The sequence below is a fragment of the Bradyrhizobium australiense genome, from assembly GCF_013114825.1.
Classification (GTDB): domain Bacteria; phylum Pseudomonadota; class Alphaproteobacteria; order Rhizobiales; family Xanthobacteraceae; genus Bradyrhizobium; species Bradyrhizobium australiense.
In genome coordinates this window covers 351393-375744 of record NZ_JAAVLX010000004.1, presented here as the reverse complement: position 1 = coordinate 375744, position 24352 = coordinate 351393, and the positions used below count along the sequence as shown (strand labels likewise).

General features: G+C 62.9%; 20 protein-coding genes. 11 read left to right on the top strand and 9 right to left on the bottom strand.

Going from position 1 to position 24352, the window contains the following annotated elements; all coding sequences use genetic code 11:
- The first annotated feature begins 20 nt into the window (after positions 1 to 20).
- The 4 genes from HCN58_RS13830 to HCN58_RS13815 all read left to right on the top strand — a co-directional run bounded on the left by HCN58_RS13830 (position 21) and on the right by HCN58_RS13815 (position 3886).
- On the top strand, positions 21 to 713 hold the full coding sequence (locus HCN58_RS13830; protein WP_171579916.1) for a c-type cytochrome: 693 nt from the start codon (positions 21 to 23) through the stop codon (positions 711 to 713).
- A 45-nt stretch (positions 714 to 758) separates the two neighbouring features.
- Positions 759 to 1370 (top strand): class I SAM-dependent methyltransferase, encoded by a 612-nt coding sequence (locus HCN58_RS13825; protein ID WP_171579915.1) that lies wholly within the window; start codon positions 759 to 761, stop codon positions 1368 to 1370.
- A gap of 213 nt (positions 1371 to 1583) precedes the next feature.
- Complete coding sequence (locus tag HCN58_RS13820) at positions 1584 to 2909, top strand: FAD-dependent oxidoreductase (RefSeq protein ID WP_171579913.1); 1326 nt, start codon at positions 1584 to 1586, stop codon at positions 2907 to 2909.
- On the top strand, positions 2906 to 3886 hold the full coding sequence (locus HCN58_RS13815; RefSeq protein WP_210265988.1) for an alpha/beta fold hydrolase: 981 nt from the start codon (positions 2906 to 2908) through the stop codon (positions 3884 to 3886). The genes HCN58_RS13820 and HCN58_RS13815 overlap by 4 nt, the downstream gene beginning before the upstream one ends.
- A gap of 16 nt (positions 3887 to 3902) precedes the next feature.
- Here HCN58_RS13815 and ppx read toward each other — a convergent pair whose 3' ends face one another.
- From ppx to HCN58_RS13795, 4 genes are all read right to left on the bottom strand, one after another.
- Complete coding sequence (ppx, locus tag HCN58_RS13810) at positions 3903 to 5405, bottom strand: exopolyphosphatase (protein WP_171579912.1); 1503 nt, start codon at positions 5403 to 5405, stop codon at positions 3903 to 3905.
- A gap of 12 nt (positions 5406 to 5417) precedes the next feature.
- A complete protein-coding gene (locus HCN58_RS13805) occupies positions 5418 to 7616 on the bottom strand; it encodes an RNA degradosome polyphosphate kinase (RefSeq protein ID WP_171579911.1) in 2199 nt (732 codons plus the stop codon).
- A 147-nt stretch (positions 7617 to 7763) separates the two neighbouring features.
- On the bottom strand, positions 7764 to 8441 hold the full coding sequence (locus HCN58_RS13800; protein WP_171579910.1) for a P-loop NTPase family protein: 678 nt from the start codon (positions 8439 to 8441) through the stop codon (positions 7764 to 7766).
- A gap of 95 nt (positions 8442 to 8536) precedes the next feature.
- Positions 8537 to 9079 (bottom strand): CDP-alcohol phosphatidyltransferase family protein, encoded by a 543-nt coding sequence (locus HCN58_RS13795; protein ID WP_171579909.1) that lies wholly within the window; start codon positions 9077 to 9079, stop codon positions 8537 to 8539.
- Positions 9080 to 9227: 148 nt separating this feature from the next.
- Between HCN58_RS13795 and purM the strand changes: the two genes are divergently transcribed.
- The 3 genes from purM to HCN58_RS13780 all read left to right on the top strand — a co-directional run bounded on the left by purM (position 9228) and on the right by HCN58_RS13780 (position 11747).
- Positions 9228 to 10301 carry a phosphoribosylformylglycinamidine cyclo-ligase gene (purM, locus tag HCN58_RS13790; protein ID WP_171579908.1) on the top strand — a complete coding sequence of 358 codons (1074 nt, stop codon included), beginning with the start codon at positions 9228 to 9230 and terminating at the stop codon, positions 10299 to 10301.
- The gene (gene purN / locus HCN58_RS13785) at positions 10298 to 10951 is read left to right on the top strand and encodes a phosphoribosylglycinamide formyltransferase (RefSeq protein WP_171579907.1); all 654 of its coding nucleotides are present in this window, start codon (positions 10298 to 10300) and stop codon (positions 10949 to 10951) included. The genes purM and purN overlap by 4 nt, the downstream gene beginning before the upstream one ends.
- 64 nt (positions 10952 to 11015) lie before the next feature.
- Entirely contained in the window at positions 11016 to 11747 is a 732-nt protein-coding gene (locus tag HCN58_RS13780) for a glutathione S-transferase family protein (RefSeq protein ID WP_171579906.1), read from the top strand.
- Positions 11748 to 11810: 63 nt separating this feature from the next.
- On the opposite strand, the gene HCN58_RS13775 is transcribed toward HCN58_RS13780, so the two are convergent.
- Positions 11811 to 12014, bottom strand: coding sequence for a cold-shock protein (locus HCN58_RS13775; protein ID WP_171580371.1), 204 nt, complete (start codon positions 12012 to 12014; stop codon positions 11811 to 11813).
- A 356-nt stretch (positions 12015 to 12370) separates the two neighbouring features.
- On the opposite strand from HCN58_RS13775, the gene HCN58_RS13770 reads away from it, so the two are divergent.
- Positions 12371 to 13510: an autotransporter outer membrane beta-barrel domain-containing protein gene (locus HCN58_RS13770; RefSeq protein ID WP_171579905.1), complete on the top strand. Its 1140-nt coding sequence runs from the start codon at positions 12371 to 12373 to the stop codon at positions 13508 to 13510.
- Between the two features lie 157 nt (positions 13511 to 13667).
- Here the strand turns inward: HCN58_RS13770 and rnd are convergent, their stop codons facing one another.
- The 3 genes from rnd to HCN58_RS13755 all read right to left on the bottom strand — a co-directional run bounded on the left by rnd (position 13668) and on the right by HCN58_RS13755 (position 17081).
- Entirely contained in the window at positions 13668 to 14816 is a 1149-nt protein-coding gene (gene rnd / locus HCN58_RS13765; RefSeq protein ID WP_171579904.1) for a ribonuclease D, read from the bottom strand.
- A 171-nt stretch (positions 14817 to 14987) separates the two neighbouring features.
- Positions 14988 to 15209: a hypothetical protein gene (locus HCN58_RS13760; RefSeq protein ID WP_171579903.1), complete on the bottom strand. Its 222-nt coding sequence runs from the start codon at positions 15207 to 15209 to the stop codon at positions 14988 to 14990.
- Between the two features lie 399 nt (positions 15210 to 15608).
- Complete coding sequence (locus HCN58_RS13755; protein ID WP_171579902.1) at positions 15609 to 17081, bottom strand: protein adenylyltransferase SelO; 1473 nt, start codon at positions 17079 to 17081, stop codon at positions 15609 to 15611.
- 190 nt (positions 17082 to 17271) lie between these two features.
- Here HCN58_RS13755 and aspS point away from each other — a divergent pair, with 190 nt between their 5' ends.
- Complete coding sequence (aspS, locus tag HCN58_RS13750) at positions 17272 to 19047, top strand: aspartate--tRNA ligase (protein WP_171579901.1); 1776 nt, start codon at positions 17272 to 17274, stop codon at positions 19045 to 19047.
- A 13-nt stretch (positions 19048 to 19060) separates the two neighbouring features.
- Here the strand turns inward: aspS and HCN58_RS13745 are convergent, their stop codons facing one another.
- Positions 19061 to 21040: an aq_1923 C-terminal domain gene (locus HCN58_RS13745; protein WP_171579900.1), complete on the bottom strand. Its 1980-nt coding sequence runs from the start codon at positions 21038 to 21040 to the stop codon at positions 19061 to 19063.
- Between the two features lie 252 nt (positions 21041 to 21292).
- Here HCN58_RS13745 and HCN58_RS13740 point away from each other — a divergent pair, with 252 nt between their 5' ends.
- Together HCN58_RS13740 and HCN58_RS13735 are read left to right on the top strand one after the other, a co-directional pair.
- The gene (locus HCN58_RS13740; protein ID WP_171579899.1) at positions 21293 to 23602 is read left to right on the top strand and encodes an NADP-dependent malic enzyme; all 2310 of its coding nucleotides are present in this window, start codon (positions 21293 to 21295) and stop codon (positions 23600 to 23602) included.
- Positions 23603 to 23887: 285 nt separating this feature from the next.
- Positions 23888 to 24340: a DoxX family protein gene (locus HCN58_RS13735; RefSeq protein ID WP_171579898.1), complete on the top strand. Its 453-nt coding sequence runs from the start codon at positions 23888 to 23890 to the stop codon at positions 24338 to 24340.
- Positions 24341 to 24352 lie beyond the last annotated feature (12 nt).

Below are 24352 nucleotides of genomic sequence, written 5' to 3'. Positions count from 1 at the left end.
TGGCGGCTGCTTCGGCCCTTATGGCTGTTCTCAGCGTCTCCTCTCTCCATGCGCAACAAGGCAACGCCGCCCGCGGCGAACGCAGTTTCAGGGCCTGCGCAGCATGCCATTCGCTGGAGCGCGATCGCAACATGACGGGACCGAGCCTTGCCGACCTGTGGGGACGCAAGGCCGGTACGCTGCCAAGCTTCGAGCGCTTTTCCGATCCGTTGAAATCGTCCGGATTGACCTGGGATGACCGAACGCTCGATCAATGGCTGACCGATCCGCAGCATCTCGTTCCCGGCAACGAGATGCCATTTGCGGGGATCAAGGACGCTCCGGCCCGGGCAGACCTCCTGGCATTCCTGAAAGAAGCCACCAAACCTGGCGCAGCGCCTAGCCAAAGTGCGCAACAAGGACAGATGGGCGGCATGGGAGGGATGATGGGTGGCATGATGGGCGGCGGCGCCGATCCAAATCTCAAAACGCTTGAGCCGGGCATTCAGGTCAAAACCATCAGCTATTGCCGCGACACCTATCGGGTCACCACGGCTGATGGCAAGACGCGGGCTTTCTGGGAGCGTAATCTGCGCTTCAGGACCGATACCAGCAAGGAGGGGCCGGAGCAGGACGCGCCGGCTCTTTTGCCGGCAGGTATGATGGGTGATCGGGCCGCCGTGATCTTTTCGGCGCCGGAGGAAATCATGAAGTTCGTCGAGCGCCGCTGCTAGATTTTCGGACAGCTAATCTGTCGGCCGACCTGAAGGAATCAAGTTATGGGCTTCTACAACGACGTCATCCTGCCGAGGCTCTGCGATCTCGCGATGCGAAACAAGCAACTGCAGCCGTATCGCGAGCGCGTGATCGGCGCGGCCGAAGGTCGCGTCCTCGAGATCGGGACCGGCTCGGGCCGCAACTTGCCCTTCTATCGGTCACCGGTAACGGAGCTGCTGGCGCTGGAACCGGCCCCGAAGCTTCTGGCAATGGCCCGCGATGCTCGGCATCCGGCTACGCCGGTCAACTTCATCGAAGCTTCGGCGGAAGCCATTCCGCTCGAGGACCGCAGCGTTGATACCGTTGTGACCACCTGGACCTTGTGCAGCATTCCGGATGCCGCCATGGCGCTCACCGAAATGCGTCGCGTGCTTCGCCCTGGCGGCAAGCTCTTGTTCGTGGAGCACGGCATGGCGCCGGACAAGAATGTGAGGCGATGGCAGGACTGGCTGACGCCCGCCTGGAAATGCATCAGCGGCGGCTGTCACCTCAATCGACCGATCAGCACGATGATCGAAGCTGCGGGATTCAGGATTGATCGGGTGGAGACCGGCTATATGCCTGGACCGAAGGCGATGACCTTCATGTACGAAGGCAGCGCCCGACCAAACTAGCCAAGCTGTGCCGCGCGCACCTCGCTGAGAAACGCGTCCGCCGACACTGGCGGAGACTTCCTGGGTAGCGGCCCACCTAAACTTGTGACGCCTTTCACTATTCCCGCAAAAAAGATCAGATAAACTTCGTTTATCGGAGCATCTGCGCAGGGCGTCCGTGACCGTTTGAATTTTTCCGATCACATTTGACATACTCCTTTCCAGGAGGAACACGTGCCAGATTTTGCAAGAAGTCATGCTGTGGTTATTGGCGCCGGCATGGCCGGCCTTACCGCCGCTCAGGCGATCTCCAGGCATTTCGGAAAAGTCACGCTCATCGAGCGGGACGTGCTTCCCGCTGACCCCGCGCCACGGAGCGGCACGCCGCAGGCCCAGCATGCGCACATGCTGCTCGCGGGCGGGCTGAAGGCCCTGCAGACTCTGTTTCCGGGATTTGAGAAGGATCTGGCGGAAGCCGGCGCCGTGAAGGTCCGCACCGGAAAGGACATCCGGTTCGAGCGTCCCGGGTTCGATCCATTCCCCATTCGCGATCTCGGCCTCGATATTTTCAGCATGTCGCGCCCACTACTCGAAGCCGTTACTCGAGGACGTGTTCAGCAAACCCCGAACATCGGCATCTGCATGCGCTCCCGCGTGACCAAGCTGGTCGCATCGCGTGATGCAACGCGAATCGAGGCGGTCCGTTACGATAATGAAGATGGTCGTGCTGTGACGCTGGAAGCTGACTTGGTAGTTGAAGCTTCCGGCCGCTGCGGCCTGACGCTGCAACTGCTCGAAGAGCTTTCCTTGCAGAAGCCCGAAGAAACCGAGATCGGCATTGATCAGGCGTATGGAAGTACCATTGTCGAGCGGCCGCTCGATCACAACGGCGGCTGGCTCGGCAATATTGTCCTTCCGTCGGCACCCACCAGCAGCCGCGGGGCGTTCCTGTTTCCGATCGAAAAGCAGCGATGGCTGCTTTCCGTCGGAGGCAATCACGGCGATGTGCCTCCGGGCGACCGCGCGGCATTCATGGATTTTGTCAGGAGCCTGCGCACCCCGACCATCTATGACGCTGTCAAGGACGCGCGACCGCTGACCGATATCGTCCGCTACCAGTTGCCTTGCAGCATGCGACGACATTTCGAGCGGCTGGAGGCTTTCCCGGCAGGGCTGCTTGCGATCGGCGATGCCCTTTGCCGCTTTAACCCGGTCTTCGGCCAGGGCATGAGCGTGGCGGCGCAGGAAGCCGTGATCCTGGACCGGTTGTTGGCGGAAGATATTCCGATGGATCGGCTGGCACGCGACTTCTTCGCTGCCATCCAAGATACCATCGCGACGCCGTGGGGCGTTGCCGTCACCGATTTCGTCTACCCGGCTACGCGCGGCGTTCGCCCTGCCGACCTTGCGCAGCGGCTGCAATACGGCATGGCGTTGACCAAGCTCGCCGCGCAGGATGCCGAGGTGCACCGGCTGACGGTGGAAGTCTCGCAGTTGCTCAAGCCGCAGGCCGCGCTGCGCGAGCCAATGCTCGCGGCGCGCGTGATGTCGCTGATATGACGGGCTATGTGGGGGAGGCTGCGGTGGACTTTATCACCGTCCAAAATGGAGCGATCGAACTTAATGTGGCGATCAGCGGCTCGGGCCCGCTGATCGTCTGCGTGCATGGATTCCCGGAGCTCTGGTACTCTTGGCGCCACCAGATCGCGCACTTCGCGGCTCGGGGTTTTCGGGTAGCCGCGCTCGACGTGCGCGGTTACGGGCGAAGCTCGAAACCAAGAGAAATCACGTCCTACACGCTGCGTCATCTCGCCTCGGACGTCATTGCCGTGATCGACCACATGGGAGATGGCCCGGCCGTTCTCTTCGGCCACGACTGGGGTGCGCCCATCGTGTGGCACACGGCACTGCTTCACCCTGACAAGATCAGGGCAGTGGCCGGTCTAAGCGTACCGTTCCGTCCGCGCGGACCTGCGCCTTTCATCGAGCTGGCGCGGTCGGTCTACAAGGGCCGCTTCTTTTATCAGATCTACTTCCAGCAGGAGGGCGTCGCGGAGGCGGAGCTGGAAGCGGACATCGCGAGCGGCCTGCGCAAGATCTATTTTGCGCTGTCTGGGGCGGCGCCCCACAACAAGTGGCTCGAGCCGAAGCCGCCGGAGGCAAGGCTGCTCGATGGGCTCGTCGATCCCCAGCCCTTTCCAGGCTGGATGAACGAGACCGATCTGGCCGTCTATATCGCTGCATTTCAGGCCGGCGGCTTTCGTGGCCCGCTCAATCGATATCGCGCGCAGACCTTCGACTTCGCCGAGCTGGCCGAATTGAGCGGTCGCAGTATCACCCAGCCGTCGGCCTTCATCGCCGGAGAGCGCGATCCTGTACGCGCCTTCATCCCGGGCGTCGACCTTTACGCCGAACCGGGGATCGCCTGCTCCGATTTCCGCGGCTCCACCATTATCCCGGGAATGGGACATTGGGTGCAGCAGGAAGCGCATAAAGAGACCAACGCAGCGCTCGAGGCGTTCGTGCGCGGGCTATAGCGCGGGCTTCTTCCGGTCAGCTCCGCACGATCGAGCCGGCGCGCCCGACGAGCCGCGCCAGTTGCTTGAAGCGGCTGCCGACGCGGTCGGCGACGAGATCGACCATGCGGTGCTCGAACACCAGCATCAGCTTGCGGCCGCGGTTGCGGAAATGCGTTGCGGGTAACACGCCGGTGCGCGCCGCCGAGATCAGATGCGCGACGCGGAAGGCGGCGCCGAGAACGCGCGCGCGCTCATCCATGGCCGGCGGCACCAGTTCGCGGATCTGGGTCGACGGCTCGTTTTCCTCGCTTAGGCCCGCATAGCGATAAAACACCGACAGCGCGACGAAGGCTCGGCCCCGATGGCTGATCGAGCCGAAATTGCCGTTGGTGATGAGGCTCAGCGTCTCTTCGCCGCGATGATCGGGATGGACGCGCCAGCCGATGTCGGAGAGCAGGCAGGCGGCATGGCGCAGGCGGCGGTCCTCCTCGGTCTCACGCAGTTTCACGACCCTCACCAGCCGATCGGTCCATGCGACCAATTCCTCGGCGTGACGTGCGGAGCGCGACAGCAGCCCGTTCAGCGTTTGCGCTGCGCAGATGAATCCGTCCTTGGCGCGCTCCTGCGGCGGCAGCATCTCGTAGAGCAGGCCCTCGCGGACCCCGAAAGTGGAAAACACGATCGTCTTCGGCCGGCCGACGCGGATGATGTATTCGAGCACGAGCGCCGCATAGGTGAGCAGCGGACGCCGGGCATCCGCGACCACTTCGATGTCGGCAAGCATGTTGGCCGCTGCCAGCCGGCGCAGGCGCCGGGCGAAATCGAGCGCGTCGGCCGCAGGTAACGAATAGCCGTGCATCACGCGCAGCGGATAGCCGCTTTGGACGATATGAATGCGCGCCAGCGCGCGCCAGGTGCCGCCGACCGCATAGAAGGTGCGGCCATGGCCGGCCTTGAGCTGGGCCGCGCCGGCGAGGTCGTTGCGAACGATGCGCTCGGCGCGCTTCAAGGATTTGTGCGAGAGATCCTGCAGCGCCAGGCTTCCCAGCGGCAGCGTGACGCCGCTGTGGACCCGATTTTTCTCGACGTCGATCAGCTCGAGCGAACCGCCGCCGAGATCGCCGACGATGCCGTCTGGATTGTGGATGCCGGAGATGACGCCGAGTGCGGAAAGTTTTGCCTCGCGCGGGCCGGACAGGATCTCAATCGGCGCGCCGCAGATGCGCTCGGCTTTGGCGATGAAGTCGGGGCCGTTCTTGGCGTCGCGGCAGGCGGCGGTGGCGATCGCGAAGACGCGGCCTACCTGCTGGATGCGGCACAGCGCGCGAAATCGCCGTAGTGCCGTCAGCGCCTTGGTGACTGCATCCTCCGCCAAAAGCCCCGTGCTCTGCACCTCGCGGCCGAGCCCGCACAGCGCTTTCTCATTGAAGATAGTAACGAGGCTGCGCGCCATCGTCTCATAGACGACGAGACGAACCGAGTTCGAACCGATGTCGATGACGGCGACGCTGGAAGCGCGCTTGCGCGGCCGCTTCACAGCCGCGCTCCCTTATGATGATTGCTGACGCTCGGTACGGCGCGTGAGGCGGCGCGGCGAAGATTCCTTGAGAGACTTTCCACGGCCTGACAGACTCGGATTCGTCATGAAATAATTGTGCAGATTGAACGGCTCTTCGCCTTTCGCGGCCTTCATACGCGTTGACGACCCGTCCGGCAACAACTGCCAGCTCTGCTCGGTATCCTTCAGGTTCGCGACCATGATCTGTTCGAGAACCTGCTGATGTACCGTGGGATTTTGCAATGGACAGAGGACTTCGACGCGGCGATCGAGGTTCCGCGGCATCATGTCGGCGGACGAGATATACACAGCCGCCTTCGGGCCGGGCAGGCCTTGCCCCATGCCAAAACAGTAGATGCGGCCATGCTCCAGGAAGCGTCCGATCACAGATTTGACGCGGATATTGTCTGATAGCCCAGGCAGGCCGGGCCGCAGGCAGCAGATGCCGCGCACCACCAGTTCGATCGACACGCCGGCCTGCGAGGCCTCGTAGAGCGCGTCGATGATATCAGGGTCGACCAGTGAATTCATTTTCATCCAGATCGCGCCCGGCTTGCCGTGCCGGACGTGATTGGTCTCGCCCCTGATATGTTCGATGATGCGCTTGCGCAGCGTCAGCGGCGACACCGCCATCCGCTCGATGTCGCTCGGCTCCGCATAACCGGTGATGTAGTTGAAGACCCGCGCCGCATCGCGGCCGATGATCGGGTCGGAGGTGAAATAGGAGAGGTCGGTATAAATGCGCGCGGTGACCGGATGATAATTGCCGGTGCCGGTGTGAACGTAAGTCGTCAGGCTGCCGCCCTCGCGCCGTACCACCATGGACAGCTTGGCGTGCGTCTTCAGTTCGAGAAAGCCGTACACGACCTGCACGCCGGCGCGTTCGAGATCGCGCGCCCAGCGGATGTTGGCTTCCTCGTCGAACCGCGCCTTCAGCTCGATCAGCGCCGTCACCGATTTGCCGGCCTCGGCCGCCTCGGCGAGGGTACGTACGATCGGCGAATTGTTCGAGGTGCGGTAGAGCGTCTGCTTGATGGCCACGACATCAGGGTCGCGCGCCGCCTGCTGCAGGAACTGCACGACGACATCGAATGATTCGTAAGGATGATGGACGATGAGGTCTTTTTGCCGGATCGCGGCGAAGATGTCGCCGCCATGGTCGCGCACCCGCTCGGGATGGCGCGGTACATAGGGCATGAATTCGAGATCGGGCCTGTCGAGCCGCGTAAGCTGGGAGAGCTCGTTCATCGCCAGCACGCCGTCGACCAGGAACACCTCATCGTCGGCGGCGGAGAGCGCCTGCTGCACGAAAGCCCGCAGCGCTTCCGGCATCTTGTCTTCCATCTCCAGCCGGATCACCGAACCCCGCCGCCGACGCTTCAGCGCGGTCTCGAACAGGCGGACCAGATCTTCGGCCTCTTCCTCGATTTCGAGTTCGGAGTCTCTGATAATGCGGAAGGCGCCCTGGCCTTTGACGGTGTAGCCGGGGAACAGGCGGCCGATGAACAGGCCGGTGGCCTGCTCCAGCGGGATCAGATGCACGGCGCCGTCCTTGCCTGCGGGCATGCGGATGAAGCGGTCGATCTTGCCGGGCATGCGGATCAGCGCGTTCATCGCCTTGCCGTCGGATGTCCGCATCAATTGCAGGGCGATGGTGAAGCCGAGGCTGGGGATGAACGGGAACGGGTGCGCGGGATCGATCGCCAGCGGCGTCAAAAGCGGAAAGATGCTGCGGAGGAAGTGATCCTCGAGCCAGCCGCGCTCTGCCTTGGTGAAATCGTGACCGTCGACGAGCTTGATGCCGGCATCCGACAGGGTGGTGCGCAGATCGCGCCAGATGGCCTGTTGGTCGGAAGCGAGTTCCGAAACCGTCTTGTTGATAAGCGCGAGCTGCTCCGATGGGGTCATGCCGTCAGGGCTGCGTTCGGCGATGCCTTCACGGACCTGCGCCTTGATGCCGGCGACGCGGACCATGAAGAATTCATCAAGGTTATTGGCGGAAATCGATAGAAACCGCACCCGTTCGAGCACCGGATGGCCCGGATTGACCGATTCCTCGAGTACCCGGCGGTTGAAATGCAGCCAAGACAGTTCCCGATTGATGAATCGCTCGGGGCTCGTGACAATCGAGGGCGGAGCCTCGGCAATTGCCTCTTTTTCTTTTATTTCAAGAACTTGTGCCGATTCCATAAGGCTTTGATCCATCTCGGGCGAGGCGCAGGGCTGACTCTAAGGGATTGCGGCCCAGAGCATGTGATACGCCGATGACGTTTCAATGACATTGATGTTCCGCTCACGGTCGCCGTCAAGGTGACAGGACGCAGCACGGCCGTTGCCTCAGGCATTGCGTAAGAGTTCGGCGGCCAGCGCCCGGGTCACCGGCCGGCCGAGCCGCAGTGCCTCGGTATCCAGGAGCTCGATCGCCTGGCGGGCGGCGGCATAGGAGCGCTCAATCCGGGTGGCGAGGTAGCTCACGACCGTCTCGTCGATGCTCAATTGGCGGTCCGCGCAGAATTTGACGATCAGGCCGCGAAACAGCAGGTCATCCGGCGGCAATAGCGACACGACGGGTGCGGCGCGCAGCCGCGACCGGAGATCGCGTAGTTCGATCTCGAACGCCGCCGGTGCAAGGCGCCCCGTGATCAGGACGAAGGCCCCGTCCTCGCGCGCCAGGTTCAAGAGGTGAAACAAGGCGCGTTCGTCGAAGTCGGCCGGCCTCAGATCCTCGACCACCAGTGCGCCGGTGGCGAGTGCGCCGGGGACGGCAGCGGCGTTAAGCGCATGCGCCGAGATCGAGCGCGCGCCCGCCTGTTCGGCCCAGATCGCGGCGAGATGGCTCTTGCCGGAGCCCTCCGGCCCCGCCAGCAGCATGATGCGGTTCGGCCAGTCCGGCCAGCTTTCGATCAGCGAGAGTGCAGCTTCATTTGCCGGACCTTCGAGGAAATTGTCGCGCGTCAAGCTCTCCGCATGCGGCAGCGCAAAGGCAAGCTGACGAGGGTGAACGCGAACTGCCACGCAAATCTCCAGGCCGGGATCTTGCGGCCTTCATAGCGCTTTCAAGCAAAATGGCCACCGGTTCGTGTGAAGAAAACGCGTCAAAACAAAACAATCTAGCGTGCTTCGATCGTGCTCATGTGCCGCACCCACTCGACGAGGTAGAGCGAGACGGAAACCAAAGTAAAGATCGTAACAAAACCCATCAGGATCACGTCATAGGGAGCCGGCTTGAAGTTGAAACCGAGCGACGCCAGCACCAGCGCCGCGAACGCCACCTGCGCCACCGTGTTGAGCTTCGATACCATCAGGGGCTTCATCGGGATCGGCTTGTCGAACAGCCATGACACGATGACGGCCGCGACGATCATGATGTCGCGCGACACCACGAGAATGACGAGCCAGCGCGGCACCGCACCCCAGATGCCGAGCGCCACGAAGATCGAAACCAAAAGCGCCTTGTCGGCAAGCGGGTCGAGCAGAGCGCCCAGTTCACTCGACATGTTGAAGCGCTTGGCGAGAAAGCCGTCGACGGCGTCGCTGACCCCTGCAATGACGAAAATCGCGAAGGCGATCTCCATCTGGCTGGAGACGATCGCCCAGACGATGACTGGCACCAGGATGATGCGCCCCAGTGTGATGATATTCGGAATGCTCAACTCGGTCGCTTCCCGGCTCCCGGCCTCGATCCGGCCCCTGGCGGGTACAGCCGGCTCTTATCTACATAGTATATGCGCCAAGCGCTTGCGAGCCATTGCAGGATCGCGGAATTCCTCGTAACCAGCCGTCATCATACTGGATTTGGGCATGAACGACCGCAAAAACGGGCTTACTTACGCGGATTCGGGCGTCGATATCGATGCGGGCAACCGCCTAGTCGACCTCATCAAGCCGATGGTGCGCGCCACCGCCCGGGCCGGCGCCGACGCCGAAATCGGCGGTTTTGGCGGGTTGTTCGACCTCAAGGCGGCGGGTTTTAAGGACCCGGTGCTGGTGGCGGCGACCGACGGCGTCGGCACCAAGGTCAAGATTGCGATCGAGACCGGCCTGCATGGCGGCATCGGCATCGACCTGGTCGCGATGTCGGTCAATGACCTCGTCGTGCAGGGCGCGGAACCGTTGTTCTTCCTCGATTATTTTGCCTGCGGCAAGCTCGATCCCGAGGCTACGGCGGCCATCGTGGCCGGCGTTGCCGAGGGCTGCCGCGAATCCGGCTGCGCCCTGATCGGCGGCGAGACCGCTGAAATGCCGGGGCTCTACAAGGATGGCGATTACGACCTCGCAGGCTTTGCGGTTGGAGCTGCCGAGCGCGGCACGCTGTTGCCGAGCGCGGACATTGCCGTAGGCGACGCCGTGATCGGATTGGCTTCGTCCGGCATTCATTCCAACGGTTTTTCGCTGGTCCGCAAGATCGTCGCGCAATCCCGCGTGGCCTTCGACGCGCCGGCGCCGTTCTCGCCGGTGATGACGCTGGGCGGCGCGCTGCTGGCGCCGACCCGGCTCTATGTGAAATCCTGCCTGCGCGCGATCCGCGAGACCGGCGCGATCAAGGGGCTCGCCCACATCACCGGTGGCGGCTTCACCGACAACATCCCGCGCGTGCTGCCAAAGCACCTCGCCGTCGGCATCGACCTGGCGCGGCTGCCGGTGCTGCCGGTGTTCAAGTGGCTGGCGGAGCAGGGCGGCATCGCCGAACTCGAATTGCTGCGCACCTTCAACTGCGGCATCGGCATGATCGCCATCGTCAAGCCGGATGCGGTCGAGCAGGTGACAGACGTTTTGACCGAAAGCGGCGAGACCGTCGCCTTGCTCGGCGAAGTGATCCCGGCAGCGGGCGAACATCGCGTGGTCTACAACGGTCAACTCGATCTCGCGCAATGAAGCGCCGGGTCGCCATCCTGATTTCCGGACGCGGGTCGAACATGGCCGCGCTGATCGACGCGGCTAAGGCCGTGGATTTTCCAGCCGAGATCGTCGTCGTCATTTCCAACCGGGCCGACGCGCCTGGGCTCGCGAAGGCAGCCGCAAGCGGCATCCCGACAGTGGTCATCGGGAGCAAGCCGTTCGGCAAGGATCGCGCGAGCTTTGAAGCTGTCCTGCAGCGGGCGCTGGAGGAAAAGCAGGTCGAGTTGATCTGCCTCGGCGGTTTCATGCGGCTGTTCACCGCCGATTTCGTGCAGCGCTGGTACGGCAAAATGCTCAACATCCATCCCTCGCTGCTGCCGTCCTTTCCGGGTCTCGATCCGCACGGCCAGGCGCTCGCCGCCGGGGTGAAGATCTCGGGCGCGACCGTGCACTTCGTGATTCCCGAAACCGACGCCGGCCCGATCGTGATGCAGGGCGCGGTGACAGTGGCCGATGACGATACGCCGGAGACGCTGTCGCAGCGTATTCTCGGCATCGAGCATCTCATCTATCCCGAGGCGCTGCGGTTGCTTGCGCGCGGAAAGCTTCGCCTCGAAGGCGACATCTGCAAGATTGCGGGCGGGGCGGACAGCGATGCCACCCTGATTTCGCCGCGGACGATCTGATATTATCCGCAGGTGTGCGCGAGAGGGCGCGACGACCGCGCTCCGCAAACCATCGAGGGGTTCCATGATCACGCTCTATGGCTCCGGGCCCAACTTCGGTCTTCCCGATGCAAGCCCGTTCGTGACCAAGGCCGAGACCTTGCTGCGGATGTCGAAACTGCCGTTCAAGAAAGCGCTGATGAGCTTTTCGAAGGCACCTAAGGGCAAGATTCCTTACATCGAGGACGACGGCCAATTGCTCGGCGACTCCACGCTGATCCGTTGGCACCTCGAGAAGAAATACGGAATCGATTTCGACCAGGGGCTCAGCGCCGAGCAACTCGCCATCGCGTGGGCGTTCGAGAAGATGGCGGAGGACAATCTCTACTGGGCCAGCGTCTATTTCCGCTGGATGATCGAGGACAATTTCCGCAAAGGCCCGGTCAATTTCTTCAAGGGGGTGCCGGCGCCGGTCCGGCCGGTCGTCGTTTCGATGGTCCGCCGCCGCCTGCGCAAGACGCTGCACGGCCAGGGAATCGGCCGTCATTCGGAGGACGAGATCACCGCGATCGGGATCCGCTCGATCGACGCGATGGCGGCCTATCTCGGCGACAAGCCATTTTTCATGGGCAGGGAGCCCGCGGGCATCGACGCCACGATGTTCGCCTTCGCGGTCAGTGCGATTTGTCCGCTGTTCGAGTCGGATTTGCAGCGGGCGGCCGCAAGCCATGCCAATTTGCGGCGGTATGTCGGCCGGATGACCGCGCGATTCTATCCGGAACTCCGCGAGATCGCTGGCTGCGAGGCGGCGGCCTGAATTCGAGGGCAGGGCGCAAACAAATCCCCCGGCGATGCCGGGGGTTATCAACGTGGACGAAGTCTAGGTGACCTTGAGGTTTTCCGCGGACGTCTTGCCGCGGTTTTCGACAAGGTCGTACTCGATGTGCTGGTTCTCGTTGAGAGTGCTGAGTCCCGCACGCTCGACGGCCGAGATGTGGACGAACACGTCCTTCTCGCCGACCGCCGGCTTGATGAACCCATACCCCTTGGTGGGGTTGAACCATTTGACGGTGCCCTTGTGCATCGCCATCGCCTGTCTCCAAGTTTGGTCTAAACATAAAAAAGACGCGGCCACGTTTTCCACGTGCCACGCCACAAACGGGCTTCCCGGTAGCTGCTAGATTTCCTGCTCGCGAACGCACAGTCGAACGGCCTGAATCCGATTGCGCTTGGGATTGCAACACGAAATTTGGATGTTCGCAAGGTTCTGGCGGGCTCTCGCAAATCATCCTGGTGTCGCGGGCTGTGGCAGCCGAACCACAATTGCGCGTATTCGGCAGCGCGCCGATTGACCCTTTGCGCGAACTGGGGGCAAATCGTTACGTTTATCGGCATTTGCGCATTTTTCGGGCTAGCGCTTCGCCCTTTGGAATGGATTGCATGCGCGGCTCAGGGTGCCCTTCGCGAGCATGGAAAATCGGAACCGGTCACGCGCTCGCGCGGGTGGCCGCGATCGCATTCGTTCTCGTCGCCGTGACGTCCGCCGCGCAGGCGCAATCGCCGACGCCCACGCCTACCCCGACACCCACGCCTTCGCCGACGCCTAGTCCGACTCCGACCGTGATCAATTCGACGGTCTCATCGGGCGCGACACTGACCAACCTCGGCAGCAATTTTCTGGAACGGCTGGGGAACCAGTCGAGCAACGGCTTCAACCGCCTGCAGCGAACCAATCCGGGTGGCGGCGGCGCCTCCGAGAGCACGGAAGCACCGCGCTATCGGACTTGGTTCGAAGGTTACGGGAACTGGACCAAGAACGGCGCGGTTGGCGATTTCGTCGGCGACAGCCGAAAGACCTGGGGCGGCGTGGCCGGGATCGGGGCGCGGGTGGCGCCGGGCATCAATATCGGCTTTTCCGTCGACCAGAGCCGCTCGGCTATCGACATTCCGCTGGCGCTGCAATCGGCGACGATTGACCTAACTCAGCTTGGTTTCACGGCCTCCGTTGATAGCGGGCCGTGGACCTGGGCCGGTGCGGTGGTGCACGGCTTCGGCAACATCAATTCGCGCCGCGATACGGGGCTCGGGATTGCGACAGCCGGATACAATGCGCGGCTCGACGGCGTGTTGAGCGAGATCAGCTATTACTGGTCCAAGGACCAGGGCCGCGTCGTGCCCAAGGTCGCGTTCGAATATGTCCGCGCGCGAACCGGATCGCTGCAGGAGATCGGTGGCCTCGATCCCGTCACGGTGACGGGTGCCACCGTGCAGCGCGCGCGGCTCTTGACCGGTGCGGAGATCGGCCATTACTGGATCTTCGACGGCAAGATTTTCGACCTGTCGGGCTACGGCAAGTTCGTCGACAATGTCGTGCAGAATTTCTCTGATATCACCGTCAGCCAAGGGGTCCAGAGTATTACGTTCCAGGGTATCGGCGAGAGCCGATATGGCGCCGATGCCGGCGCCTCGGCGTCACTCAGCCTGACCAATACCGCGCGGCTCTACGTGAACTACGACGCCAAACTCCGGGCCGCAATGCAGTCGCACCAGGGCACGGTGGGGCTGGAGTTGAAGTGGTAGTTGGGCCCTTGTCCCCGACGCGGTGCAGCGCGCAGCGCTGCTCCGCAGAGCCGGGACCCCAACACGGCCGCAGCGTCTGGACCCCGGATCAGCAGCGCACCACGCCGCGAATACGGCGTGCTGCGCAGCATCCGGGGAACACGGCCGGATGCAGGCCTTAGACCCGATCGACCCTGACGACGCGGCCCTTTTCGATCGCGAGCGCCAGCCGGCCGTGCTTCAGCGCCAGCGCCGCTTCGCCGAACAATTCGCGGCGCCAGCCGTGCAGTGCGGCAACGTCGGCGTGGTCGTCCGCGGCGATCTGGTCGAGATCGTCGACGGTAGCAATGACCTTGCTGGCGACGGCGTGGCGCTCCGAGGTCATCCGCAGCAGCACTTTCAGAAGTTCGACGGTCGCTGCGCCATTCGAATTGCCGCGCGGCTTCTCGATCTTCGGCAGCGTATGCTGATCGCGGGCGAGGCCGCGCTGCACGGCGGCGATGATGTCGCTGCCCCATTTCGAGCGGTCAAAACCTTTCGGCAGCGAGCGCAGGCTGGCGAGGCGCTCCAGTGAGGTCGGGGCGTGAGTGGCGATGTCGCCGACCGCGTCGTCCTTGAGCACGCGCGAGCGCGGCACGTCGCGGCTTTGCGCCTCCTGCTCGCGCCAAGCCGCGACTTCCATCAGCACCGCAAGCTCCTTCGGCTTGCGCACCCGCGTCTTCAGCCGCTCCCAGGCACGCTCAGGATGGAAATCGTAAGTCCTTGGCGAGGTCAGGACTTCCATCTCTTCGCTGACCCAGTCGCTGCGGCCGCGCTTCTTCAAATCGGCATCGAGGGCGGCGAAGACGTCGCGCAAATGGGTGACGTCGGAGATCGCGTAATGCATCTGCTCCGGCGTCAGCGGCCGGCGCGACCAATCGGTGAAGCGGTGGGTCTTGTCGGGCCGGTGGCCGGTGACGCGTTCGACGAGCTGGTCATAGGCGATGCTGTCGCCATAACCCAGCACCATCGCCGCGACTTGCGTATCGAAGATCGGATGCGGAATGGTGCCGGATTGGTGCCAGACGATTTCGATGTCCTGGCGGGCGGCGTGAAACACTTTCAGCACCGCCTCGTTGCCCATCAGGTCGAAGAACGGCTTGAGGTCGATGCCGGGCGCCAGCGTGTCGATCACGACCGCTTCGTCCGCGCTCGCCATCTGCACGACGCAGAGCAGGGGATAGTAGGTCGTCTCCCGCAGGAACTCGGTATCGACCGTGATGACCTTGTGCTGGGCGAGCCGGGAGCAGGCGGCGGCGAGGTCGGAAGTGGTGGTAATCAGATCCATGAACAATCCATGACGCGTCCGACAGGCGTTCTGCCGAAAACGCTGATATGTCAAGGGTGTCGGGGGGGATTTGAGCCCTGCATTTGAGCCTGAGCACGGCTTTTTTGCGTCGGCTTGGAGGCCGGGCGGGTCCTCGACCGTCTGCGATCTGCCGGTCTTTTCGAATCCGGATCAGCGCCGCACGGCGCGGCCCTTATTCTGTCGTGCCAGTTCGAGAAACTTGGCCTTGATCTGCGCGAACAAGCCCGGCGGAATCAAGCCATAGCTGAACACGCCCGGCCGTCCGGGTAGCGGCGACAGGCCGGCGTTAGGCCATTCGTCGACGTTGTATTCGGAAATGATGATCCAGCTCGGCGCGTTATCGAAAGGCGTACTTGACCTTCGCAGAAGCAAAGCAATATGGCGGGCGGCGAATTGTGCCGTCTCGATGATAGGTTCGACAAGTGGGAGGCGTCACTCGTACCGCACGTACCGCGACCGCCGGCGGCCCGACGGAATCGCGAGCACGACGAGGCACAGCGCAATCATCGCCAATCCCATGAATTCGAATGCAAAGGCGTCCACGGCAATCTCCCCTCAGTAAACCGTTAGAATTGTGGGGAGCGCGTTGACTGTTTCTTAATTGTGGAACCTGCGGATGAATCGCGTCGGCGGATGGTGGATGGCTGCTTAAGGAATTGGGTTAACGGCAGCGTGCAGATGGGTAGAGCGAAGCGAAACCATCAGCCTCGTGCGAGCTGTTGATGGGTTTCGTACGCTCCACCGATCCTACAATCTGTCTGCGCGAGATATCTACGTCCCGCAGAACGTCCGCAGCACGCGCTGATCCGGCAGCGGCGGATCGGCGTAAGCCGCGAACTCGGGCTGATCGTCATACGGCTTCGACAGCACCGTCAGCAATTCCTCGAACGGCGCGTAGTCGTTGTTGACGGCGGCGGCGATGACGGCTTCGACGCGGTGGTTGCGTGGGATGAAGGCCGGATTCACCGCGCGCATTGCGGCCTGTCGCTCGGCGGCCGATTGCGGTTCGTCGGCGAGGCGTTGGCGCCAGCGCGCGGCCCATTCATCGAAGGCGGCGGGATCGGTGAACTGATCACGCACCTTGTTCTCGGCGGGATCACCCGCGGCATCGATCAGCCGGCGGAAGGTGAGGGTGAAGTCGGCGGTGTTCTTCGCCATGGCATCGAGCAGATCCTGGATCAAGGCTTCGTCGCCGTCGCGCATGGTGAACAGGCCGATCTTCTTGCGCAGTCCGGCCTGATAGGCGGCGGTGAACTTCTCGGCGAATTCGCCGAGCATGAGTTGCGCCTGTTCGATCGCCTTGTCCTGCTCGTCGGAAAACAGCGGCAGCAGGCATTCGGCGAGCCGCGTCAAATTCCACAGCGCGATGCGTGGCTGGTTGGCGTAGGCGTAGCGGCCCATCTCGTCGATCGAGGAGAACACCTGCGCGGGGTTGTATTCGTCCATGAAGGCACAGGGGCCGTAGTCGATGGTCTCGCCCGAGATCGAGGTGTTGTCGGTATTCATGACGCCGTGGATGAAGCCGACCAAAAGCCAGCGCGCGACGAGATCGGCCTGGCGGGCGACGACGCCTTCGAGCAACGCGTGATAGGGACGCTCGGCCTTGGCAACATCGGGATAGTGCCTGGCAATGACGTGGTCGGCGAGCTTTCGCACGCCAACGGTATCGCCGCGCGCTGCGAAGAACTGGAAGGTGCCGACGCGGACGTGGCTTGCTGCGATGCGCGTGAGCACGGCCCCGGGCAGCATGGTCTCGCGCATCACATTCTCGCCTGAAGTCACGGCGGCCAGCGAGCGGGTGGTGGGGATGCCGAGCGCAAACATCGCCTCACTGACGATGTATTCCCGCAAGACCGGGCCGAGCGCGGCGCGGCCGTCGCCCCGGCGCGAGAAGGGCGTAGGCCCGCTTCCCTTGAGCTGGATGTCACGGCGGACGCCGTCCTTGTCGATGACTTCGCCGAGCAGGATCGCCCGGCCGTCGCCGAGCTGCGGCACAAACTGGCCGAACTGGTGCCCGGCATAGGCCATCGCGATCGGATCGGCGCCCTCAGGCAGGCGCTTTCCCGCGAGGATTTCCGCCCCTTCCGGGCTCTCCAGTACGTCAGGATCGAGGCCGAGATGGACTGCCAAGTCCCGGTTCAGCTTGATCAGCCGGGGGGCGGCGACCGGGGTGGGGGCGACGCGGGCGAAAAAATTCGCCGGCAGCGCCGAATAGGTGTTCTGGAACGGGAAATGGATGGTCATGATCTAAAGATAGGCGCAGCCCCGGAATAGGCAAACGGTCCAGATGCGGACTTGCCGAAATGGCCGTTTTTGCGCCGAAAACAGCCCCGCCATTGGTTGCCGCCCCCGGCCGCGTCGGGTAAACCCTCCGCAACTTCGGACCGGCTTTGGCCCCCGATTCTCAACCTCCGACATCTTTTTTGGGACTTCCATGCATCGCTACCGGTCACATACATGCGGCGCGCTCCGCGAGGGCGACATCGGGCAAACGGCCCGTCTTTCCGGCTGGTGCCACCGTATCCGCGACCACGGCGGCGTGCTGTTCATCGACCTGCGCGACCATTACGGCATCACCCAATGCGTGGCGGACCCGGACTCGCCGGCGTTCAAGGAAGTGGAAAAGTTCCGCTCGGAATGGGTGGTGCGGATCGACGGCAAGGTGCGCCGCCGCCCTGATGGTACCGACAATCCGGAACTGCCGACCGGTTCGGTGGAGGTTTACGTCAGCGAGATCGAGGTGCTCGGCCCGGCCGGCGAACTCCCGCTGCCGGTGTTCGGCGAGCAGGAATATCCTGAAGACATCAGGCTCAAGTACCGCTTCCTCGACCTCCGTCGCGAGAAGCTGCACCAGAACATCATGACCCGCGGCGCCATCGTCGATTCCATGCGCAAGCGGATGAAGGAGCAGGGTTTCTTCGAGTTCCAGACCCCGATCCTGACGGCGTCCTCGCCGGAAGGGGCACGGGATTTTTTGGTGCCGTCACGCATTCATCCCGGAAAATTCTACGCGCTGCCGCAGGCGCCGCAGCAGTATAAGCAACTGCTGATGATGTCGGGCTTCGACCGGTACTTCCAGATCGCGCCATGCTTTCGCGATGAGGACCCGCGCGCCGACCGCCTGCCGGGTGAATTTTATCAGCTTGATGTCGAGATGAGCTTTGTCACGCAAGACGATGTATTTGCGGCGATGGAGCCGGTGATCACTGGCGTGTTCGAGGACTTTGCCAAGGGCAAGCCGGTTACGAAAAACTGGCCGCGGATCCCGTTTGCGGAGGCGCTGCGCAAATACGGCACCGACAAGCCTGACCTGCGCAACCCTATCCAGATGCAGGACGTCTCCGAGCACTTCCGCGGCTCCGGCTTCAAGGTGTTCGCGCGGATGCTGGAAGACCCGAAGAAACAGGTCTGGGCGATCCCCGGCGTGGGCGGTGGCTCACGCGCGTTCTGCGACCGCATGAACTCGTGGGCGCAGGGTGAAGGCCAGCCCGGCCTCGGCTACATCATGTGGCGCGAGGGCGGCGAGGGCGCGGGTCCGCTGGCCAACAACATCGGCGCGGAGCGGACGGCGGCGATCCGCGCGCAGCTCGGCTTGAAGGAAGGCGACGCTGCGTTCTTCGTCGCCGGCGACCCGGAAAAATTCTGGAAGTTTTCAGGTCTCGCCCGCACCAAGGTGGCCGAGGAATTGAACCTGATCGACAGGGACCGGTTCGAGCTCGCCTGGATCGTGGACTTTCCGATGTACGAGTACAACGAGGAAGACAAGAAGGTCGACTTCTCGCACAACCCGTTCTCGATGCCGCAGGGCGGCCTCGACGCGCTCAACGGGCAGGATCCGCTGACCATCAAGGCGTTTCAGTACGACATCACCTGCAACGGCTACGAGATCGCCTCCGGCGGCATCCGCAACCACAAGCCGGAAGCGATGGTGAAGGCGTTCGAGATCGCGGGCTATGGCGAGAAGGATGTCGTCGAGCGTTTCGGCGGCATGTATCGCGCGTTCCAGTACGGCGCCCCGCCGCATGGCGGCATGGCGGCCGGCGTCGACCGCATCGTGATGCTGCTCTGCGGTACCACCAATTTGCGCGAGATCTCGCTGTTCCCGATGAACCAGCAGGCCGTGGACCTCCTGATGGGTGCGCCATCGGAGGTCACCACAAAACAACTTCGCGAGCTTCACATCCGGCTCAACCTGCCGGACAAGACATAAGACTCAGGCTAGCTCACAGTCCCGTCGAAGCCTCGATCCGAAATTGCGCCAGCGCAATCATCGGGTCGGTCTTCAACAACTGGACTAGCTGTATCGCCGACACCTTGCCGAGCGGCGTGAGCTTGATGACCAGCGTTTGCCCCGGGGTCTCAACAAAGCGTGCGAGCGCCTGCACGGCATCCGCGGCATCAGGGTTGGCCGTCGCCGCGTCCTGGCTGCTGGCCCTGATGCTTTCGACGATCACTTGCCGCGCTGCCTCGCGGCTGACGTTCTGCGCGCGGGCGTATTGAACGACCCCGACATCGACGCTGCCGAGATCGCGCAGCGTGAGCTCGATGGTGCCGGCCTCGATCTGCGCCGCCGCTCCGATCGCCTGGGCCGCGTTGGCCGAAAATACCTGCCGCGGCACGTTGGCGAGCGCGATCCGCGCGGATGCTTTCAGAAGCCCGCCGATTTCGAACTTTGGGACCTCCACGACGAAGCTGCGGGCCGCCTCCGTCCACTCCGCGCCGATATCGCCGTCGGCCGACAGCGTATCTAGTCCGGCCGCAATGAGCGGTTTCATGGCAGGATCGGTGGCATCGACCGGCGTGGTCATTTTCGCGGTCAGGCGCGCCTTGCTCGGAATCGGGCCGACGAATTGTCCCCAGTTCAGGTCGAAGCCATCGAGGTTGACGAACTTGCCGGTGTTCTTGAAGGGCGCCATCACACCCTTGATCTCAACGCCCTGGATCAGCGGAAACAGCGCTGCGATCAGTTCCGGCGAGGGCGGTTGCGACGGGTTCGCAAGCTGCGCAGAGAGACGCATGAAGTTGGCCACATCCAGCGATTTCAGCGCGAAGCGTCCGAGCTTGATCGGTCCTTTCGGCGTCCTTGTATCAAATCCTTCGAATGCAAACTCGCCGACCTTGCCGCCTTCCAGGTTGAACCTGATCGCCGAGAGCTTGAATGGGCCTTGCGGTGTTTCGGCCGAAAGGCCGTGCATCTCGGCCGTCCCAACACGCACGCCCTCGTAGAGCGCGGCCGCTTGTTCGATCAGGTCGCGCGCTTGCGCGGGCGAAGGCTGAGCGGTTCCGGCCACCTGTATCGTCGCAAGCATCGCCGGAAGTTGCAGCCGCGACGGGCGTACGGCGACATCGTCGACCGTCATCGCGTCGATGCGCATGCGAAGCCCTTGCGCAGAAGTGACGGTGTAGGGACCGGCCGTCATCTTGCTGTAGACGCGGATATAGCGGTCATCGTTGGCCTTTTGCGGATCCAGGATGGCTGCAATGGCTCCTGCATCGAAATCGCTCGAGGCGAGATTGGCGATTTCGCCGGTCATTTTGTCGGGCTTGCCGGCGTGCTGCGTATTGATCGTAAAACTGGCCCGCTCGATCTGCATGGCAGCGATCTTACCGCCCTTGATATCCCGCAGGGCCAAACCCGAATGGACGAACTCTCCCGACGTTGCGGCGCCGAAGTTGATCGTTACTGCGATGCTCGGGGCCGAGACGGATGCCGCCGACATGGCAGAGAATTGCTCCAATCCGGATCGATATATGCCGACGGTGGATGCCGAAGCGGGTGGGTCCTTCAGGCTCGCGAGGCCCGAATAGTCCTTCATCATCAGGCGCGGCATCTTGTAGGCGAGTTTCGCGTCCGCCGGACCAGCCATGCTAGTGCCGACCTCGATGTCCGTCGCTTCGATGCTGTCGGCCCAGAAGCGGCCCGTGTCCGGCTGGCCGACGCCCGAGGCGACCACCCTGGCAATCTTTACGCTCACCGGCGGCTGCGATGCCGATTCAGTCGCGATTTCGTCTATCTTTAGGGTGCGGCTCTTCAGGTCGAACGACACTTTGCCGTGGCTTGCCTTGCCACCGCCGGCGCGAATCTGCTCGAAGGCAGCCTCGACCTCGCGCGTGATCCGGTGCTGGGTGTAGAACTCGAAGCCGAAGAAGCCGCCCACCGCGATCACGACCGCAGCGACCAGACCCAGTAGTATCTTAACCATTAGTTGTGCTCCGGTCGCCGACGTCGCGGGGGCAAATTTGCCATATTGTCGGCCAAGGGGATGGGGGAGGAAGACGAATGCTACCGGATTTGCCGCTCTTCGTCGATGAGCCGTTGTTGACGGCGGCGTTCTCAGATGTTGCATCCAAGTGGTCGCCCGTGCTTCACATCCCCCTCATTTTGCCGGAAAACTGACCCTGATCTGGAAGTATCAATAAGACAAGAGTTCGGGACCGGAAACGCGGGAGCCTACATGTCGTCCTATTCTGAAGATCTGCGTTCTGCGGCGCTGGCGTATCATCAGCTGCCGCGGCCCGGTAAACTCGAGATCCAGGCGACCAAGCCGCTTGCCAACCAGCGAGACCTCGCGCTGGCCTATTCGCCGGGCGTGGCGGCGGCCTGCACCGAAATCGCCAACAATCCGGCCGAAGCGGCGTCGCTGACCTCCCGCGCCAATCTGGTCGCCGTGGTCTCCAACGGTACCGCGGTGTTGGGGCTCGGCAATATCGGCCCATTGGCATCCAAGCCCGTGATGGAGGGCAAGGCAGTCCTGTTCAAGAAATTCGCGGGGATCGACGTGTTCGACATCGAAATCGCCGCCGACACGATCGAGCGGGTGGTCGAGACGGTGGCTGCGCTGGAGCCGACCTTCGGCGGCATCAATCTCGAGGACATCAAGGGACCGGAATGTTTCGAGATCGAGGCGCAGCTCAAGGCGCGCATGAAGATCCCGGTGTTCCACGACGACCAGCACGGTACGGCCATCATTGTGGGTGCCGCTATCGTCAATGGGTTGTTGTTGAACGGCAAGAAATTGCCCGATGTGAAGATCGTCTGCTCGGGCGCCGGCGCTGCGGCGATCGCGTGCCTCAATCTCCTGGTGTCGATGGGCGCGCAGCGCAAGAACATCTGGGTCTGCGACATCGACGGTGTCGTGCATGAAGGGCGCAACACGCTGATGGACCGCTGGAAGGCGGTCTATGCGCAGAAGACCAGCGCGCGCGTGCTGGCGGATGTGATCGGCGGCGCGGATATTTTCTTAGGTTTATCCGCGCCGAACGTGCTGACATCAGACATGGTCAAGTCGATGGCGGACCAGCCTCTGGTAATGGCGCTGGCCAATCCGACCCCGGAGATCATGCCGGAGGAGGCGCGGAAAGCGCGCCCCGACGCGATGATCTGCACCGGGCGTTCCGACTTTCCGAACCAGGTCAACAACGTCCTGTGCTTTCCGTTCATCTTCCGCGGCGCGCTCGACGTCGGCGCCACCGGGATCAACGAGGAAATGAAACATGCAGCCGTCGACGCTATCGCGCAACTCGCGCGCGATCCGCCGTCGGATGCGGTAGCGCAAGGCTTTGACAGCGGTGAGGCGCAAGGCTTCGGCCCGGGCTCGCTGATTCCGAGCCCGTTCGATCCGCGGCTCATCCTGCGCATCGCGCCGGCGGTGGCGAGGGCAGCGATGGAATCCGGCGTCGCCACACGTCCGATCAAGAATTTCGAGGAATATACCGCGCTGCTGGAGCGCTTCGCCTTCCGCTCCGGTCTCGTCATGAAGCCGGTGTTCGCCAAGGCCAAGACCCAGCCGGTTCGCGTGATCTATGCCGAGGGCGAGGACCAGCGCGTGCTGCGCGCGACGCAGGTCGTGCTGGAAGAGAAACTGGCGCGGCCGATCCTGGTCGGGCGGCCGTCCGTGGTCGAGGCACGGATCAAGCGGTTCGGTCTCTCGATCAAGGCCGGGCAGGATTTCGACCTCGTCAACCCGGAAGACGATCCGCGCTACCGCTCCTACGTGCAGACCTATATCGACGTGGCTGGAAGGCGCGGCGTCACGCCCGAGGCTGCGCGCACCGTGGTTCGCACCAACAACACCGTGATTGCTGCGCTGGCAGTGGTGCGCGGCGAGGCTGATGCCATGATCTGCGGCGTCGAAGGCCGCTATATGAGTCATCTGCGCCATGTTCGTGAAATCATCGGCTTCCTGCCCGGCGTAAGCGATTTCGCGGCGCTGGCGATGATGATCACCAGCAAGGGTTCCTATTTCATCGCCGATACCCAGGTGCGTCCGAATCCGAGCGCCGAGGAGTTAGCAGAAGTGGCGTCGCTAGCAGCAACCCATGTCCAGCGCTTCAACATGAAGCCACGCGTCGCCTTCGTGTCACATTCCGACTTCGGCAGTTATGATACGGATTCCTCGCGCAAGATGCGCCGTGCCACCGCGCTATTGAAGGAAAAGCATCCGGAGATCGAGGCCGACGGCGAGATGCAGGGCGATACCGCGCTCTCGGCCGCCGCGCGAAAACTCGTGCTGCCACATTCGAACCTGGAAGGCGATGCCAACATCCTGATCATGCCGAATCTCGACACCGCCAACGTCGCCTACCAGATGATCAAGACGCTGGCGGACGCGCTTCCCGTTGGTCCGATCCTGATCGGCCCGGCGCGTCCGGCGCACATCCTCACCCCAGGGGTGACGGCGCGCGGTGTCCTCAACATGACGGCGGTTGCCGCCGTCGAAGCTCAGGAGCGCGCCGGCCGTCAGCAGCCAACCTTGTTCGGCTAGATTCCGGTTCAGACTAATTCAAAGCCGGGATCCAGCCTTTTGTTCTGGCGGGATTTCTTCAGACGGGCCGCTACTGGCCCCCGCATCAGGCCGGCCATGCTTCGCTTGAAAAGCTATGATCAAGAAAGCGCCTTGGTTCTGCTTCTATCGGAAGGTCTGGTTGGGCGCGCGCAGGCTGCTGCGCGGATGGTTTCGATTTTGAGCGTTTGAAAAGCGGAGACGAAACGCCCATAATCGTTTCGCGCCGCCTGCTACCTTTGCATGCCATTCAGTGAGGCCGATCCCATGCCAGCGTTAGTTACCTTCGGGCGAGTCCTGTTCGCCGTGCTCTTCATGTACACGGGCGCGACCAAGCTCTTCGCAATGCAGCAGACAGCGGACTTCATCGCATCCAAGGTGAGCATTCCGGCGCTGCTCGCGCCCTATATCTCGCAGCTCGAAACGATGACCGGCATGCCGATCCCCCAATTGCTGGCGCTCGGCGTCGGCGGTTTCGAAATCCTCGCCGGCCTGATGATCGCGGTGAATTTCGGCGCGCGCTTCTTCGCGATCTTGCTGATCTTTTTCGTGCTTGGCGCGACCTTCTATTTCCACGATTTCTGGAATCAGCCGGCGCCCGAAAATGCCAAGACGCTGATCGACGCTCTGAAGAATCTGTCGCTCATCGGCGCCCTGTTCATGATCGCAGGCTACGGCAAGGGTCCGCGGCCGAATGAGCCGGCCTACGGGGACATCTGAATTGGATGGCGG

Bases quoted from the DNA above. Each gene is read 5' to 3' on its own strand.
- HCN58_RS13805 (WP_171579911.1), bottom strand. From the start codon at position 7,616: ATGGAATCGGCACAAGTTCTTGAAATAAAAGAAAAAGAGGCAATTGCC.
- HCN58_RS13755 (WP_171579902.1), bottom strand. From the start codon at position 17,081: ATGACCATCCATTTCCCGTTCCAGAACACCTATTCGGCGCTGCCGGCG.
- purM (WP_171579908.1), top strand. From the start codon at position 9,228: ATGAACGACCGCAAAAACGGGCTTACTTACGCGGATTCGGGCGTCGAT.
- HCN58_RS13770 (WP_171579905.1), top strand. From the start codon at position 12,371: ATGCGCGGCTCAGGGTGCCCTTCGCGAGCATGGAAAATCGGAACCGGT.
- aspS (WP_171579901.1), top strand. From the start codon at position 17,272: ATGCATCGCTACCGGTCACATACATGCGGCGCGCTCCGCGAGGGCGAC.
- HCN58_RS13830 (WP_171579916.1), top strand. From the start codon at position 21: ATGGCTGTTCTCAGCGTCTCCTCTCTCCATGCGCAACAAGGCAACGCC.
- HCN58_RS13780 (WP_171579906.1), top strand. From the start codon at position 11,016: ATGATCACGCTCTATGGCTCCGGGCCCAACTTCGGTCTTCCCGATGCA.
- HCN58_RS13815 (WP_210265988.1), top strand. From the start codon at position 2,906: ATGACGGGCTATGTGGGGGAGGCTGCGGTGGACTTTATCACCGTCCAA.
- HCN58_RS13825 (WP_171579915.1), top strand. From the start codon at position 759: ATGGGCTTCTACAACGACGTCATCCTGCCGAGGCTCTGCGATCTCGCG.
- HCN58_RS13775 (WP_171580371.1), bottom strand. From the start codon at position 12,014: ATGCACAAGGGCACCGTCAAATGGTTCAACCCCACCAAGGGGTATGGG.
- HCN58_RS13740 (WP_171579899.1), top strand. From the start codon at position 21,293: ATGTCGTCCTATTCTGAAGATCTGCGTTCTGCGGCGCTGGCGTATCAT.
- HCN58_RS13745 (WP_171579900.1), bottom strand. From the start codon at position 21,040: ATGGTTAAGATACTACTGGGTCTGGTCGCTGCGGTCGTGATCGCGGTG.
- purN (WP_171579907.1), top strand. From the start codon at position 10,298: ATGAAGCGCCGGGTCGCCATCCTGATTTCCGGACGCGGGTCGAACATG.
- rnd (WP_171579904.1), bottom strand. From the start codon at position 14,816: ATGGATCTGATTACCACCACTTCCGACCTCGCCGCCGCCTGCTCCCGG.
- HCN58_RS13735 (WP_171579898.1), top strand. From the start codon at position 23,888: ATGCCAGCGTTAGTTACCTTCGGGCGAGTCCTGTTCGCCGTGCTCTTC.